The following is a 14,971-nucleotide window of genomic DNA, read 5'->3' as shown; positions in this document are numbered from 1 at the left end:
GGGGAGAAGGTCCCGGCAGGGGGATGAGGGGTGATCCGCAGCCTCCTCACATCCTGAATTCGCTGCCGAGATAGAGCCGGCGAGCTTCGGGATTGTCGATGATCTCCTGGGGCGTGCCCTGGGTCAGCACATGGCCGGAATGGATGATGTAGGCCCGGTCGATCAGGGCCAGCGTCTCGCGCACATTGTGATCGGTGATCAGCACGCCGATGCCGCGATTGGTCAGATGGCGCACCAGGGTCTGGATGTCGCCGACTGCGATCGGATCGATGCCGGCGAAAGGCTCGTCGAGCAGCATGAAGGACGGCCGGCCAGCCAAAGCGCGCGCGATTTCGACGCGCCGGCGTTCGCCGCCCGAGAGCGCGATCGAGGCGGTCTTGCGCAGACGGCCGATCTTGAACTCGTCGAGCAGTTCGTCGAGCTGGCGCTCACGCTCGGCCTTGTTGGGCTCGACGATCTCGAGCACGGCGCGGATATTCTCCTCGACATTCAGGCCACGGAAGATCGAGGCTTCCTGCGGCAGATAGCCAATGCCGAGCCGGGCGCGCCGATACATCGGCAGCGCCGTCACGTCATGGCCGTCGAGCTCGATGCGGCCGTGGTCCGGCGGCACCAGGCCGGTGATCATGTAGAAGACCGTGGTCTTGCCGGCGCCGTTCGGACCGAGCAGGCCGACGGCTTCGCCGCGCCGGACCTCCAGGCTGACGTCGCTCACGACCGTGCGCTTGCCATAGGTCTTGGCAATCGACACCACCGAGAGCGTGCCCTCGACACTGACGGCCGGCCCTGCTTCATCGCCGTCAGCCGCATATTGCACCATCTCGTTCATGCCTGGCCCGCACTCTTCCTGCGGCATCGGGCCCGATGCCGCGTTATCCTGTTATATCAAGAGGCATTTTCAATGCCCCTGAATTCTATCCGACGACTTTCGCCAAATCTTTGATTTGGCATCGAAAATCGTCGGGTGTCCAAGCCGGGAATGCTTTAGCATTTTCGAGGCTTGGTTCCATTACGCTGCCCATACCGAAAACCGGCCTGCATTGCGCATTCCGGTGTCCAATGACAGCTTTGCCGCACGCCGGTGAATATCTCGTTCATCGGGCAAAAACATGCCGCCTATAGCGTTTTTCTCTGGGGACGGTACGCCCCTGGATCAACACTTCTGGTCGCCCGAGACGAAATGGCCGGTGGTGCCGCCGGTGACGGTGGCTCGGCCGGTCTGGGTGTTGACCACCAGCTTCTTGCCACGCAACACGTTGCAGCCTTGGGTCATCACCACTTCCTGGCCGGTCAGCGTGGCGATGTTGGTCTCCATGTCGAGGATGCCGTCGTCGCCGGTCGCCTTCTGGTCCGGGGCGGTGACGACGACATTGCCCTTGGCTACCAGCTTCTTGACCTTGTTGTCAGGCGCAGGCGCCGCATCGGCCTCGGCGGCTTCTGCAGTCGAGGATGCGTCGGCCGGCAGAGCAGTCGAGGATGCGTCGGCCGGCAGAGCAGCCGAGGGGGCCACCGGCTTGGCCGGGCTGGCACCGGCAGCATCGGCCTGCTGCTTGCCCGGAAGGGACGCGGCCTCGTAGAAGACCGTCAGTTCCTCCGAGGTCAGCGTCGACTCGCCCTGAGTCGCCACCACATTGCCGGTGAAGATCGCCTTCTGCTCGTCCTGATGGGTTTCGAGCTGATCGGCCTTGATGTTCACCGGCTTGTCATTGTCGGAGGAGAAGCCCTGGAAAGGCGTGGAGGGCTTCTTCTCCTGCGCACCGGCCGGCAAGGCCAGTGATGAAACGAGCAGCGCCAGAGGCAGCAACAGCGCCGGAGCGAGGCGGCGAGACGTCGGGCTGGGTCGCATCATCACGGGCCTGCTCCCTCAATTGCTCTTCTTCTGGCTGCCCTGGGTGAAGACGCCCGAGACACCTCCGGTGCCACCGCCTTCGACCCTGGCGATGCCCGTCTTGAGGTTGACCGTCAGCTTGGTGCCCTTGAGCACGTTCGGACCCTGGATCATCACCACTTCGCCGCCCGTCAGCGTGGCGACATTGGTGGCCATGTCCATCACGCCATTGGCGCCGGTCGCCTTCTGGTCCTTGGAGGTGACCACGACATTGCCGCGGGCGACCAGCTTCTTGATGGAGCTAGCCGGCGTGCCGGAACCGGAGGCCGGCGCCTTGCTGGCGTCGGCCGGCTTCGTCTCGGCAGGCTTCGCTTCGGCAGCCTTGGCATCGCCTGCCTTGGCATCGCCAGCCGGCTGGCCGTCTGCCGGCTTGGCATCGCCCGACTTGGCGTCCTTGGCCTTGCCATCCTTGGCGGCGCCGTCCTTGGCGTTGTTGTCGACATTCTCGTAGAAGACGGTCAACTCATTGGTGCGCAGAACGGATTCACCCTGCGTCGCCACCACATTGCCGGTGAACACCGCCTTTTGCTCGTCCTGATGCACTTCGAGCGAGTCCGACTTGACGTCGACGGGTTTGCCGCTGTCGGAGGAGAAGCCCTGGAAGGGGCTGGCCGCCTTCTTCGGGGCGGCGCCGGCATCGGCAGCCGTCAGGGCCAAAGCGAGCGGCAGCACCGCGAGAGGCACCAGGCGGCGGATTTTCATCGTCATTGGGTGGGATTTCCCTGCACTGGGTTGGCTGGATTCGGGGGAGCGGCATTCGGAGCCGCAGCATCAGGAGCCGGCGCATCGTCGGATGGGGTAGCGGGCGTGTCGGCGCTGTCCGTGCCGTCTTCCGCGTCCGGCTTGTAGGGTACCTTGAAGCTGGCGCTGACGCCGTCCTTGAACAGGATTTTCGAACCGCCCTGCACGATGCTCAGGCCATTGCCCGAAATCGTGCCGGAGGTGAGATTGACGGTGACCGGCTCTTTGCTGTTGACCGTGCTGGCCTTGAGGTCGATGCTGGCGCTCTTCAAGGTCGCGTCATAGCCCTTGGTGGACTTGACGCGCACATCGCCCTTGAGATCGAGAAGCTGGCCAACCGTGTCGAAAGTACCGGTTTCGGCGCTCAGCGTGGCATCGCTCTGGTCGGGCGCGGTGATCACGGCCTTCAATCCGGTAAGGCTGACCACGCCGGGCACGTTGACTTTCTGCGTGCCGCCGGTGGCGGTGACGTCATATTTCTGCCCGCGATTGTTGGAGCCGGTCAGATGCGGCCTTTCGACGGCCAGAATGCCTTCGCCGGACGGCTTGACCGGATCGGGAACGACGATGGGCAGCGGCGCGAAGGGGTTGAACACCGCCAGAAACACAAAAATACCCGCTCCGGCAACCGCTATTGCGGGCACGGCAAACTTCAGGAAACGCACCAGCCTGCTGTGAGCGCGGGCAGCTTTGAAAGCGCTTTCACGCGAAGGCATGGCGGGTTGGGGGATCTTGACCCGCGCATCCATGATATCGGCCAAACGAATACCTATCCAAACGCTGCTAGCGGCGGGAAAACCATCACCACCGACCATCATATTGCGATGCGAAGTGGAGACGTCAACCCGGCGCCACAGGCGCCGTCCATCCCTGCCTGCAATTCCTCAACTTTGGGTGAAAATCGCAACAGGTGCGCCCTCATAGCAGATTTCAGGCGCAGGGGGAATGTGCCGAGGGGAACGCGTCACGCCGCCGTCACCCGCCAAGCCTCCCGGACGGGTGCGAGGCGTGCGGCGCCGGCTTCAGCTATGGGCGAAGATATCGGTCTCCGGCCAGCCATTGAGGTCGAGCAGCGCCCGCGTCGGCAGGAAGTCGAAACAGGCGCGCGCCACTTCCGAACGTCCTTCCCGCGCCAGGGTGGCGTCGAGCTTGGCCTTGAGCTCGTGGAGATAGAGCACGTCCGAAGCGGCATAGGCGAGCTGGGCGTCGGTGAGCGTGTCGGCGCCCCAATCGGAGGATTGCTGCTGCTTGGAGAGGTCGATGCCCAGCAGTTCGCGCACTAGGTCCTTGAGGCCATGGCGGTCGGTATAGGTGCGCGTGAGCCTGGAGGCGATCTTGGTGCAATAGACCGGCTTCGTCGCCACGCCGAAGGCGTTCTGCAGCGCGGCAATGTCGAAGCGGGCGAAGTGGAAGATCTTGGTGACCGAGGGATTGGCCAGCAATTGCTCGAGATTGGGGGCGCTCTTCTGGCCCTGGGCGATCTGCACCACATCGGCGGTGCCATCCCCCGGCGAGAGCTGCACCACGCACAGACGGTCGCGATGGGGGTTGAGGCCCATGGTCTCGGTATCGATGGCGGCGCTGGTGGTGTAGCGGGACAGGTCGGGCAGATCGCCGCGGTGGTAGCGAATGGTCACGGAAGCTTCCTGAACTCGATATCATTGGGTCAGATGGCAAATAGAACCCTCGCAAGACGATGTGCAAGAGGGAGGAGAGCTTGAAGCCCACACCGGGAGAAGGTTTGCCAATGCGCCTGCGCGTGCTATCGACCTCCCCGCGAATTCATTCGGCTGGTACCCTTGGCTTCTTTCCTCGACCCTTTTCGTCTCATGCGCGCCGGCTGGACGCTGGCCCGCGAGGGCGCGCTCGGCCTCGTCGACATTCATGATTTGCCGGCACCGGCGCGACTGGCGGTGCGCCTCGGCCGGCTGGTCGAAAAACGCAACGTCAGCGGCGGCAAGGGCCTCGCGGCTGCCCTGGTGAAGCTCGGGCCGAGCTGGGTGAAGCTCGGGCAGTTCCTCGCCACAAGGCCGGATGTCGTCGGCTTTGCGGTGGCGCGCGACCTGGAAGAGCTGCAAGACCGCATGCCGCCCTTCCCGCAGGCCATCGCCATCGCCGAGATCGAAAGGGCGCTGGGCGGGCCGCTGAACCAGTTCTTCGCCGAGCTTTCCGAGCCTGTCGCCGCCGCCTCGGTGGCACAGGTGCACAAGGGCGTCATCCGCGACGCGGACGGCGAGCGCGAAGTGGCGGTGAAGGTGCTACGCCCAGGCGTCGACCGGCGCTTTCGCTCCGACCTTTCCACCTTCTATTTCGCCGCGCGCACCATCGAGCGACTCGACCCGCGCTCCAAGCGCCTCAAGCCGGTCGAGACCGTCGACATGCTGGCGCGGACCGTCGCCTTCGAGATGGATTCGCGCCTGGAGGCAGCGGCCCTGTCGGAAATGGCGGAGAACATCGCCGAAGATCCCGATTTCCGCATCCCTGCACCTGACTGGAATCGCACGGCCCGCAGCGTGCTGACGCTGGAATGGATCGAAGGCATTCCCCTGTCCGACATCGACAGACTGAAGGCGGCCGGCTTCGATCTCGTCGAGCTCGCCCGCATCATCATCCAGTCCTTCCTGCGCCATGCCATCCGCGACGGTTTCTTCCACGCCGACATGCATCAGGGCAATTTGATGATCGATGCCTCGGGCCAGCTCGTGGCGGTCGATTTCGGCATCATGGGTCGTGCCGGCCTGAAGGAGCGCCGTTTCCTCGCCGAGATCCTGCACGGCTTCATCACCCGCAACTACCGGCGGGTGGCCGAAGTGCATTTCGAGGCGGGCTACGTGCCTCGGAGCCATTCGATCGACGATTTCGCCCAGGCCATCCGCGCCATCGGCGAACCGATCCACCAGAAGCGGGCCGACGAGATCTCGATGGCCAAGCTGCTGACGCTGCTGTTTGAGATCACCGAGCTCTTCGACATGAAGACCCGGCCGGAGCTGATCCTGTTGCAGAAGACGATGGTGGTGGTGGAGGGCGTCGCCCGGCGGCTCAATCCCAAGCTCGACATGTGGGCGACGGCCGATCCCGTGGTGCGCGACTGGATCGAGCGCAATCTCGGGCCGCTCGGCAAGCTCGGCGATCTGGGCCAGCAGACGCTGGAGGCGGGAAAGTCGTTCACCTTGCTGCCGAGCCTGCTCAACCGGGCCGAGACCCTGGCCGAACGCCTCAACGAGGCGGCGGAAAAGGGCTTTGCCCTGCTGCCCGACAGCATCGAGGCGATCGGCAAGGCCGAAGCCCGCCGCAATCGCTGGGGCAATGCCGCCCTGTGGCTGATCGCCCTCGCCGCGCTCTATTTGGCGTGGAAACTGGTCTGAGCGCAGCGGCGTAGGCGATGGCATCATCTGGGGCCAAACGCTTCAGCGCCGAAAACCAGGGGCCGAACGAGTTCGGCCCCTTTGCTGTTCAGGAAAAGACACCGGCGACTTCGTTGCCGCCGATACCCTTGGGCGAGGGACCGTATTGGTTGGGACCCTGGGTACCGTCGAGGAAGCCGAGTTCGATGAGAACCCAGATGGCGCCGACGAGGGGAATGAAGCTGACCAGCAGGAACCAGCCACTCCTGTTGCGGTCGTGGCAGCGCCGAACCCCGATGGAAAGCCCGGACCAGACGAAGCCGACATAGACGACGATGCCGATCAGGCCCAGCACATAGATGAGCGGACTATCCGGCGTCACGGTCAGCGCCAGGCCGTAGAAGATTCCCACGACGACGCACAGGGCGAGCCATTGCAGAAGATGATAGATCCAGTAGTTGCTGCGGCGCAGCCGGCCCTGGAAACTGAACAATTTCTCCGCAAGTGTCGGTTCATTCATCGCACTCAACCCCTTTTGCTCATCAGCTCTTGCGATTTCGATGTTTGCCGACCTATCAGCACAGACGATTGGAAACAAGACGTCAATCTCGATCGGTGGAGAAACGTGTTTCCAGCGTGACAGAAGAACAGCAGCCAGACCGCTTGATCTCGTGGCACTTTACAATTCAGGAAATTGTCACAATACGAGCCATGGTCTTCATCTCACCTTGGCCTTGCAGGCCATAGGCGAGAAACCTCTTCGGCATCCCTGGGCTTTGACCGTCAGCTTGCCTTCAACGATCCTCGTTCGCTGCCCGCCATTGGCTGGCCATGCCCTCCGGTTCAGGGCCGAAGCGATTGACAGCACGGGTACCGCGCCAGAAAAACAGATCGACCAGCAGCCAGAGATTGGCAAGCGGGATCAGTCCCATCAGCAGGAACCAGGCTGAATGGTCGCGATCATGGCAGCGCTTGGCCAGGATGCAGAAGCCCATCCAGCCCGCCAAGAGGCCGAGCCCTCCGAGCGGCGTCCAAGGCATCACCTGCAATGCCGCTGCCGGATCACGGCGGTAAAAGGCGAATACCCATCCACCCCAGACGAAGGCGGCCGCCGCGAACATCACGCACAGGCAGGCATAGGCGAACAAGGCGTCGAAGCGAGGAATCCGGCCCTTCGGGCTGAGCAGCATCCGCCCGACGGTCATGCCGCCATCATTTGCACCGGCCTGTGCCATGTTGCATTCGTCGCGCCTGGCGTTTCCTCGAGCAAAACGCGTTCAGGCGCGAGCGCTTGTTTGCTCTATCTCTTTGGTTCGACGCCTCTTTGCGATTCGAGAGGCTTCCGTCCAATCGCAAAACACCGGAACGAGGATACACCTGGAACGATATTGCGCCAACGGCCTGCAACTTGAGGCACCGGGCGGGACAACGGCCCGCCTGCTCGACGACGATTCCTTCAAGCCACGGGGTTCTATGCTTGCGGAGGCCATTCGTCGGCAGGCGGGCCGAAGCGGTTGGGGCCCGGCGTTCCCTTGATGAAACCCATCTCGACCAGGGTCCACAGCGCGATGAGATTGCCCAGCCAGGCCAACAAGGGCTGGACCATGATCGCTGCGATCCAGAAACCGAGGCAGCCCGCCGTCCAGCCGACATACCATAGGCCGGATTTACCGCGGTCGTGACAGCGCTTGAAGCCGGCGGCCAGATAGGGCCAGGCGCAGACGACCCAGCCGATCGCACTCATGCGGAAAATCTTGGCAGGCCCCTCGTCGTCGAAACTGGAGGTGGCGAACAGCCACCAGGCAATCCAGACCAGATAGACGAAAGCCAGCGGCACCGTGACGAGAAGATAGGCATGCCGGCCGATGCGGCCCTTGAAGGAAAACAAACCAGCCATCACGCCCCATGATCAATGATGCCGGTCCGACAAGGCCTTGCTGGACACCCGGCCGGCCCGACACAGGCCAGCTCCTCGTGCAAGAATCTCATCACGACGAGCCGGTCTATGCTAGATCGCGGCGGTATCCGGCACCAGCGCCTATTCGAAAATAGGTTACAGCCCCCAATCGTCCTGGTGGTCGAGCAGGCCGCGCTCGCGCAGGGCTTTCACCACGGCCTGCGCCAGGGTGTCGGGCGTCTTGCCCACGGTCTGCAGCACGATCTCGGCATTCTCGGGCCGCTCATAGGGGCTGCTGACGCCGGTGAAGTGCTTGATCTCGCCGGCCAGGGCCTTGGCATAGAGCCCCTTGGGATCGCGCTTGATGCAATCCTCGATCGGGGTGTCGACGAAGACCTCGATGAACTCACCGGCTTCGACCAGGGAGCGAACGAGCGCACGCTCCGCCTCGAAGGGCGAGATGAAGGAGCACAGCACGATGGTGCCGCTCTCGACGAACAGCTTGGCCACCTCGCCGACGCGGCGGATGTTCTCGACCCGGTCGGCATCGGTGAAGCCGAGATCGCGGTTGAGGCCATGGCGGACATTGTCGCCGTCGAGCAGCATGGTGTGATGGCCGGCATGGGCGAGCTCGGCCTCGACCAGATTGGCGATGGTCGACTTGCCCGAGCCCGACAGGCCGGTGAACCAGACGATCGCCGACTTCTGGTGCTTGAGCGCCGAACGGGCGAGCTTGTCGATGGTGAGCGATTGGCGATGGATGTTGGTGGCCCGGCGCAAGGCAAAATCGATCATGCCGGCGGCCGCGGTCTGATTGGTCGCGCGGTCGATCAGGATGAAGGCGCCGGTTTCGCGGTTGTCGACATAGGAGTCGATCGCCACCGGCACGCCGGTCGCCACATTGACGACGCCGATCTCGTTGAGCTGCAGCGTGCGGGCCGCCAGATGCTCCTGGGTGTTGACGTCGATCTTGTGCTTGATCGAGGTGATGGTGGCGGGCGCGAACTTGGTGCCGATGCGCAGCATGTAGGAGCGCCCCGGCAGCAGGGCGTCCTCGGACATCCAGATCAGGTGGGCGGCAAACTGGTCGGTAACGTCGGGCCGCTCGGTGGTGCGGGAGAACACGTCGCCGCGAGCGGCATCGATCTCGTCGGCGAGCGTGAGGGTGACCGCATCGCCGGCGACGGCCTCCTCGAGGTCGCCGTCCTGGGTGACGATGCGCGTCACCACCGAGGTCTTGCCCGAGGCCGCCACCGTGACGCTGTCGCCCGGACGAATGGTCCCGGAGGCGAGCGTGCCGGAAAAACCCCGGAAATCGAGATTGGGCCGGTTCACCCATTGCACCGGGAAGCGGAAGGGTTTCTTCACGGCATCGGAGGCGACGTCGATCGTCTCCAGATGCTCGATCAGGATCGGGCCGTGATACCAATCCATATGGGTCGAACGCATCGAGACGTTTTCGCCGAAGCGTGCGGAGATCGGGATCAGGGTAACCGAGGTGAAATCGAGATTGGCGGTGAAAGCCAGAATGTCGTGGACGATCTTCTCGAAGACGACACGATCATAATCCACCAGGTCGATCTTGTTGACCGCGACCACGATGTGGCGGATGCCGAGCAGCGAGCAGATGGTGGCATGGCGCTTGGTCTGCACCAGCACACCCTTGCGGGCATCGATCATCAGCACGGCGAGATCGGCGGTGGAGGCCCCCGTCGCCATGTTGCGGGTATATTGCTCGTGGCCGGGCGTGTCGGCCACGATGAAGGAGCGCTTGGCGGTGGAGAAGAAGCGATAGGCGACATCGATGGTGATGCCCTGCTCGCGTTCAGCCTCCAGCCCGTCGACCAGGAGGGCGAAGTCGATGTCCTCGCCGGTGGTGCCGTGACGCTTGGAATCCTTCTCCAGCGTGGCGAGCTGGTCCTCGAAGATCAGCTTGGAATCATAGAGCAGCCGGCCGATCAGGGTCGACTTGCCGTCATCGACGGAGCCGCAGGTGAGGAAGCGCAACAGCCCCTTTTCGCGGGGCTTGAGCATTTCGGCGAGCGAGAGCTGGGTCTGGGGGGCAGCAGCGTTCATCAGAAATAGCCCTCGCGCTTCTTCTTTTCCATCGAGGCCGATTCGTCATTGTCGATCAGGCGGCCTTGGCGCTCGGAGGTGCGGGCCGTGAGCATTTCGCGCACGATGTCGGCCACGGAGGTCGCCTCGGAATCGATGGCGCCCGAAAGCGGATAGCAGCCGAGCGTACGGAAACGGACGCGGCGCATCTCAGGCACCTCCCCCGGCTCCAGCGGCAGGCGCTCGTCGTCGACCATCAGCATGGTGCCGGCCCGGAACACCACCGGCCGCTCCTTGGCAAGATAGAGCGGCACGATCGGGATGTCCTCTTCGAGGATGTATTGCCAGATGTCGAGCTCGGTCCAGTTCGACAGCGGGAAGACGCGGATCGATTCGCCCTGCCGGATCTTGGTGTTGTAGAGCGACCACAATTCGGGGCGCTGGTTGCGCGGATCCCAGGTGTGATTGGCGGTACGGAAGGAGAAGATGCGCTCCTTGGCGCGGCTCTTCTCCTCGTCGCGACGGGCGCCGCCGAAGGCCGCGTCGAACTTGTACTTGTCGAGGGCCTGGCGCAGCCCCTCGGTCTTCATCACCTGGGTATGCAGGGAGGAACCGGAGGTGATCGGGTTGATGCCGCGCTCGACGCCGTCCTGGTTGATGTGCACGATCAGGTCGAGCCCGTAGCGCTTGGCGATCTCGTCGCGGAACGAGATCATGTCCTTGAACTTCCAGGTCGTGTCGACATGGAGCAGCGGGAAAGGCAGCTTGGAAGGATAGAACGCCTTCAGGGCCAGATGCAGCATCACCCCCGAATCCTTGCCGATGGAATAGAGCATCACCGGATTGGCGAATTCGGCCGCGACTTCGCGGATGATCCCGATCGACTCGGCTTCGAGCCGCTTGAGATGAGGGGAGAGGGTGCGGGACATTGGCGCCTATGGGCCCTTTTCACATTGGAAAATGTGTAATTAGGGCATTTTACATAGAATGTCGGGGCTGCCGGCGCAAGTGCGTTTCTTGCGCGGAGAATAGGCAGCAACCCAGCATGTCACCGCGGGAGCGGGGCTGCAAGGCGAGGCGGCTGTCGCCCCTAGAGCAAAGCGCGTTCACGCGTGAACGCTCGTTTTCTCTAACTCTTTGATTCGCCGCGTCTTTGCTATTCTCGGTGATTCCGAGCAATCACAAAACGCTTTAGGGGCAGAAAAGACAATGCCAGCGCTCTTGCCGGCATTGTCTGGCCGTCACAGTTTCGGCTTCACCCGGATAATGGCGGTCATTTGCGGATGAAACCGGCAGAAATAGGACATCACGCCAGGCGCGGTCATGGGTATGCTCCCGCTCTTTCCCTCCGGCAGGGCGACGTCCCATTGGCCGCTACGCTCTGTCGCAGTATGGCCGACGAAATCGGCGTTCCGCCATTCGATGACGTCGCCGACCCGGGCTTCGACGACGGCGAGCTCGAAAGCAAGATCGCTGACCGTGATCGCGATCGTGGCGGCGCATGCCGTTCCGCCCCAGAGCAGTATCATGCCGGCTGCAATGCCGAGCGCGGCGCGGCACGATGCCCCTGCCTCGGAGTGACGCCTCATTTCAGTGAGCCCGCCAGATGTTCGGCATGCAGTTCATGACCCTGGAAGATCTTGAGCCCGGTCTGCAGCAGGCTTTTGAGCTCGGCATTGCCGGCAGCCGGAATGAGCGTATCGGCGAGGGCGGCGTTGACGGTCTTGTGGTAGCCGACCTCATTGTCCGCATAGGCCTTGTCGAAGGCCGGCCCCTCGAGAGCCGCAAGGCTGGCGCGCTTGGCTTCGGCCTGGCTGACCAGACCCTTGCTGACATCGTTGTCTTCAGGCGCGACCTTCAGCTTCTTGACCAGTGCAAGCGCCTTGCCGTTCACGGCCTCATGGTCATGGACCATGTTCCGGGCGAAGGCCACGACCTCCTTGTTCTTCGATTTCTTCAGCGCCAGCCTGGCTGTCTCGATGTCCAGCACGCCCGCGGTGTAGGCGATATGGGCGATCTGCGGATCGGTAAGGCCGCCGGCCCGGGCCGGCGCGCCGGCGGTCAGAATGGCGAGAACGGCTGCTGTTCCCGCAAGCCTGGCAATCAACATGGCATTTCTCCTGTGCAAAGACGTCTGCAGGAGATTGGATGCCGGCGCCGCGACTTGGTTTCCGCTGCCTCAGGGGCTGGACAGAATTTTTTCGATCACGGCTCGCGTCATGCGTTCGCAGCGCCAGCCGTCGAATGGGAAGGTGTCCATCAGATGCGGGCCGGCCTGGCGCTCCAGTGCCTCGCGCAGCAGGCGGCGCGCCCGGTGCAGACGGGTCTCCACCGTTTCGGGCCTGAGGCCGAGCAGCGCCGCCGTCTCCTCCAGGCTCATCTCCTCGACCACCCGTGCCATCAGGACAACCCGGTAGATCGCCGGCAACTCGTCGATCGCCATTTCCAGCAGGGACTGGATCTGTCTCTGGGCCATGGTCCGCTCCGGATCGGCCGCCATGGCCTGGATTGGGAAGGGGATCACCTCGCCGGCCAGAAGGGCCCTACCCGTCTCGATCCCGATTGCGGGCCGCCTTGCCCGCACGCGGCCGAGCGCCTCGTTCATGACGATGCGAGTCAGCCAGGTCGCAAGGCTGGAATCGCAGCGAAAGGCCGGCAGCGCCGCAAAGGCCCGCATATAGGCGGCCTGCAGGGCTTCCTCCGCCTCGTCGTCGTCACGCAGGATGCTGCGGGCGATCCGATAGAGGCGGCGATTGTGCTGCGTCGTGATCGTACGAATAGCCTCGGGCTCACGCCGGATCGCCCTGTCGATCAGGTCGTCGACCGGATGAATCTGCAGACCGGGATGGGACATCGGAGTCGATACCTCGTTGGGAACGCGTGATTGGATGCGCCCCGTCTCCAAAGGTTCCCGATGAAATTCGGCGCTTCCCACCGAACGGGCGCCCGTCTTCAATCGCTGGGGTAGCGCCGTACACCCTGATCCGTGATGATGGCGTCGAGCGGGATATCGTGCGCCAGGGGGTGGATGGTACGGATCGCCGCCTCGGCATAGCCGACGCCGATCGCCACCACGCTGGCGGGCAGGCTCGCCAGCGTGCGGTCGAAATAGCCCCCACCATAACCGAGCCGGAAGCCCCGGGCATCATGGCCGACCACCGGCGCCAGGCAGATGTCGGGCACCACCTTGCGACCGCCCTCGGGCACCGGGATGTTCCAGAAGCCCTTGACCAGCTTCTCGCCCTGCCGCCAGGTGCGGAACACCAGCGGCGTGTTCTTTTCAACCACCAGGGGCAGTGCCGTGATCGCCCCCCGCACAGCGAGTGCCTCGGCCCAATCGCGCAGATTGGGTTCGCCCCGCAAGGGCCAGTAGAAGCTCACCACCCGCCCGGCGACATCGCCGACGACGGCATCGAGATGTCCGGCGATCGCCTGGGTCTTCCCGGTTCTCAGATCGAGAGGCATGGCCAGGCGCTCGGCGATCAGGCGCGCCCGCTCTCCTTTGCGCCAGGCCATGATCTCCGCGCGACGCTCGCCCTGCATCCGCGCTGCGGTATCGAGCTGGCCGCCCTCGGCCTCATGAGCGAAACAGGCTGACGAGGCGAAGGGACGCACAGCATCGTCGGCGTCGTTGCGATCGGCTTCCATCATGGCATCGGCTCCCTGATCGAAGATACGGCTATCATGTCCCAAACGCCCGCTGCCGGCCAGTCTCGTGCGGGCGAGCCGCCTCCAGCGCCTGGGCGAGATCGGCCAGCAGGTCGCCCTCGGCCTCCAACCCCACCGAAAGCCGCAACAGGCTGTCCTTGATGCCCGCGGCTGCCCGCGCGGCCTCACCCATGCCGAGATGGGTCATGGTGGCGGGGTGGGCAACCAGGCTTTCGACGCCGCCGAGCGACTCGGCGAGGGTGAACACCCTGACGGCCTCGGCGAAGCGCTTGACGGCCAGGGGGCCGCCGGCGATCTCGAAACTGAGCATGGCGCCGAAACCGGCCTGCTGACGCCGGGCGATCTCGTGGCCGGGATGGCCTGGCAGACCCGGATAATACACGGCGGCAACGCCGTCATGGCCGGCCAGGAAAGCCGCGATCGCGCCCGCCGAACGCTGCTGGTGCTCGATGCGGGGAAACAGGGTGCGGACGCCGCGCAGCGTCTGATAGGCATCGAAAGGCGAACCGGTGACACCGGTCAGATTGGCCCAGAAAGCCAGCTCCGTAACATCCTCGGCCCTGGCAGCCACGACTGCGCCGCCAATCACGTCGGAATGGCCGTTCAGATATTTGGTGGTGGAATGGATGACGAAATCCGCGCCGAGGCCGATCGGCTTCTGCAGCGCCGGCGAGAGGAAGGTATTGTCGACCGCAAGCGCCGCCCCCACCCTATGGGCCTTGCCGGCGATGGCGGCGATGTCGACGACGCGCATCAGGGGATTGCTGGGGCTTTCGACCAGCACCAGGGCTGGACGCCGGGCCAGGGCGGCATCGAGTGCGTTCTCGTCAGTCTGGTCGACCAAAGTGAGGTTGAACTGGCCCTTGTTGGCACGCATGGCCAGGAGGCGCTGCGTGCCGCCATAGCAGTCATGCGGCGCCAGGATGGTCTCGTCGGGATTGAGGCGCGACAGCACCAGATCGACCGCCGCCATGCCGCTGGCGACAATCACGGCACCTGCCCCCCCTTCAAGCGCCGCGAGCGTCTCGGCAAGCTGGTCCCGCGTCGGGTTGCGTGTACGCCCATATTCATAGGTCCCGGCCTGTTCGAAGCCGCCGAAGGCGTAGGAACTGGCGAGGTAGAGAGGCGGAGCCACCGCGCGGAAGGCCTTGTCGGCCGCCATGCCGTTGTTGGCGGCAATCGTTTCGGGAGACCTGTCGTCCGTCATGCCATTTCACTCGATACCACCGCGTTTCGATCGAAACGCGTCTTGCCTCCGCCAGGCCAGACACCGGGCCGACGCCCCGCCGCACAGCGGATCCGTCCTGCCGCATCAGGCGGTCCTGGAGTTGTGACATCGGAAATGAACTCAGACAAACGCATTGTTATTGCAGTTCA

General features: G+C 63.9%; 16 protein-coding genes. 1 reads left to right on the top strand and 15 read right to left on the bottom strand.

Annotated features, from left to right (window positions below; genetic code table 11):
- Nucleotides 1-46: 46 nt before the first annotated feature.
- From lptB to ACTJKX_RS27020, 5 genes are all read right to left on the bottom strand, one after another.
- Complete coding sequence (lptB, locus tag ACTJKX_RS27040) at nucleotides 47-856, bottom strand: LPS export ABC transporter ATP-binding protein (RefSeq protein WP_376717713.1); 810 nt, start codon at nucleotides 854-856, stop codon at nucleotides 47-49.
- Nucleotides 857-1,153: 297 nt separating this feature from the next.
- Nucleotides 1,154-1,849 (bottom strand): LptA/OstA family protein, encoded by a 696-nt coding sequence (locus tag ACTJKX_RS27035; RefSeq protein WP_440727107.1) that lies wholly within the window; start codon nucleotides 1,847-1,849, stop codon nucleotides 1,154-1,156.
- Nucleotides 1,850-1,864: 15 nt separating this feature from the next.
- Complete coding sequence (locus tag ACTJKX_RS27030) at nucleotides 1,865-2,596, bottom strand: LptA/OstA family protein (RefSeq protein WP_440727093.1); 732 nt, start codon at nucleotides 2,594-2,596, stop codon at nucleotides 1,865-1,867.
- Nucleotides 2,593-3,390, bottom strand: a complete 798-nt coding sequence (gene lptC, locus ACTJKX_RS27025) for an LPS export ABC transporter periplasmic protein LptC (RefSeq protein ID WP_311939749.1) — start codon at nucleotides 3,388-3,390, stop codon at nucleotides 2,593-2,595. Before lptC ends, ACTJKX_RS27030 begins: the two co-directional genes overlap by 4 nt.
- 261 nt (nucleotides 3,391-3,651) lie before the next feature.
- Nucleotides 3,652-4,266, bottom strand: a complete 615-nt coding sequence (locus ACTJKX_RS27020) for a ribonuclease D (RefSeq protein ID WP_367623704.1) — start codon at nucleotides 4,264-4,266, stop codon at nucleotides 3,652-3,654.
- A gap of 192 nt (nucleotides 4,267-4,458) precedes the next feature.
- Between ACTJKX_RS27020 and ubiB the strand changes: the two genes are divergently transcribed.
- A complete protein-coding gene (gene ubiB, locus ACTJKX_RS27015) occupies nucleotides 4,459-5,994 on the top strand; it encodes a 2-polyprenylphenol 6-hydroxylase (RefSeq protein WP_394313517.1) in 1,536 nt (511 codons plus the stop codon).
- An 88-nt stretch (nucleotides 5,995-6,082) separates the two neighbouring features.
- Here the strand turns inward: ubiB and ACTJKX_RS27010 are convergent, their stop codons facing one another.
- From ACTJKX_RS27010 to metB, 10 genes are all read right to left on the bottom strand, one after another.
- A complete protein-coding gene (locus ACTJKX_RS27010) occupies nucleotides 6,083-6,493 on the bottom strand; it encodes a DUF805 domain-containing protein (protein WP_367623703.1) in 411 nt (136 codons plus the stop codon).
- A 274-nt stretch (nucleotides 6,494-6,767) separates the two neighbouring features.
- Complete coding sequence (locus ACTJKX_RS27005; RefSeq protein ID WP_440727092.1) at nucleotides 6,768-7,208, bottom strand: DUF805 domain-containing protein; 441 nt, start codon at nucleotides 7,206-7,208, stop codon at nucleotides 6,768-6,770.
- 236 nt (nucleotides 7,209-7,444) lie between these two features.
- The gene (locus tag ACTJKX_RS27000) at nucleotides 7,445-7,870 is read right to left on the bottom strand and encodes a DUF805 domain-containing protein (protein WP_311939755.1); all 426 of its coding nucleotides are present in this window, start codon (nucleotides 7,868-7,870) and stop codon (nucleotides 7,445-7,447) included.
- A gap of 156 nt (nucleotides 7,871-8,026) precedes the next feature.
- Nucleotides 8,027-9,946, bottom strand: coding sequence for a sulfate adenylyltransferase subunit CysN (gene cysN, locus ACTJKX_RS26995; protein WP_394313400.1), 1,920 nt, complete (start codon nucleotides 9,944-9,946; stop codon nucleotides 8,027-8,029).
- Nucleotides 9,946-10,854 carry a sulfate adenylyltransferase subunit CysD gene (gene cysD / locus ACTJKX_RS26990; protein ID WP_367623701.1) on the bottom strand — a complete coding sequence of 303 codons (909 nt, stop codon included), beginning with the start codon at nucleotides 10,852-10,854 and terminating at the stop codon, nucleotides 9,946-9,948. Before cysD ends, cysN begins: the two co-directional genes overlap by 1 nt.
- 312 nt (nucleotides 10,855-11,166) lie before the next feature.
- Nucleotides 11,167-11,514 (bottom strand): cupredoxin domain-containing protein, encoded by a 348-nt coding sequence (locus ACTJKX_RS26985; protein WP_440727091.1) that lies wholly within the window; start codon nucleotides 11,512-11,514, stop codon nucleotides 11,167-11,169.
- Nucleotides 11,511-12,035, bottom strand: coding sequence for a DUF4142 domain-containing protein (locus ACTJKX_RS26980; protein ID WP_440727090.1), 525 nt, complete (start codon nucleotides 12,033-12,035; stop codon nucleotides 11,511-11,513). Before ACTJKX_RS26980 ends, ACTJKX_RS26985 begins: the two co-directional genes overlap by 4 nt.
- A gap of 69 nt (nucleotides 12,036-12,104) precedes the next feature.
- Entirely contained in the window at nucleotides 12,105-12,779 is a 675-nt protein-coding gene (locus ACTJKX_RS26975; RefSeq protein WP_440727089.1) for an RNA polymerase sigma factor, read from the bottom strand.
- Between the two features lie 98 nt (nucleotides 12,780-12,877).
- The gene (locus tag ACTJKX_RS26970) at nucleotides 12,878-13,576 is read right to left on the bottom strand and encodes a 5-formyltetrahydrofolate cyclo-ligase (protein WP_440727088.1); all 699 of its coding nucleotides are present in this window, start codon (nucleotides 13,574-13,576) and stop codon (nucleotides 12,878-12,880) included.
- Between the two features lie 31 nt (nucleotides 13,577-13,607).
- Complete coding sequence (gene metB, locus ACTJKX_RS26965; protein WP_440727087.1) at nucleotides 13,608-14,801, bottom strand: cystathionine gamma-synthase; 1,194 nt, start codon at nucleotides 14,799-14,801, stop codon at nucleotides 13,608-13,610.
- Between the last annotated feature and the right edge of the window lie 170 nt (nucleotides 14,802-14,971).

The sequence above is a fragment of the Labrys sp. 22185 genome, assembly GCF_052045555.1.
GTDB classification, from domain to species: Bacteria; Pseudomonadota; Alphaproteobacteria; order Rhizobiales; family Labraceae; genus Labrys; species Labrys neptuniae.
The sequence above is the reverse complement of the archived record's forward strand: the minus strand, read 5'-3'. Positions and strand labels throughout refer to the sequence as shown.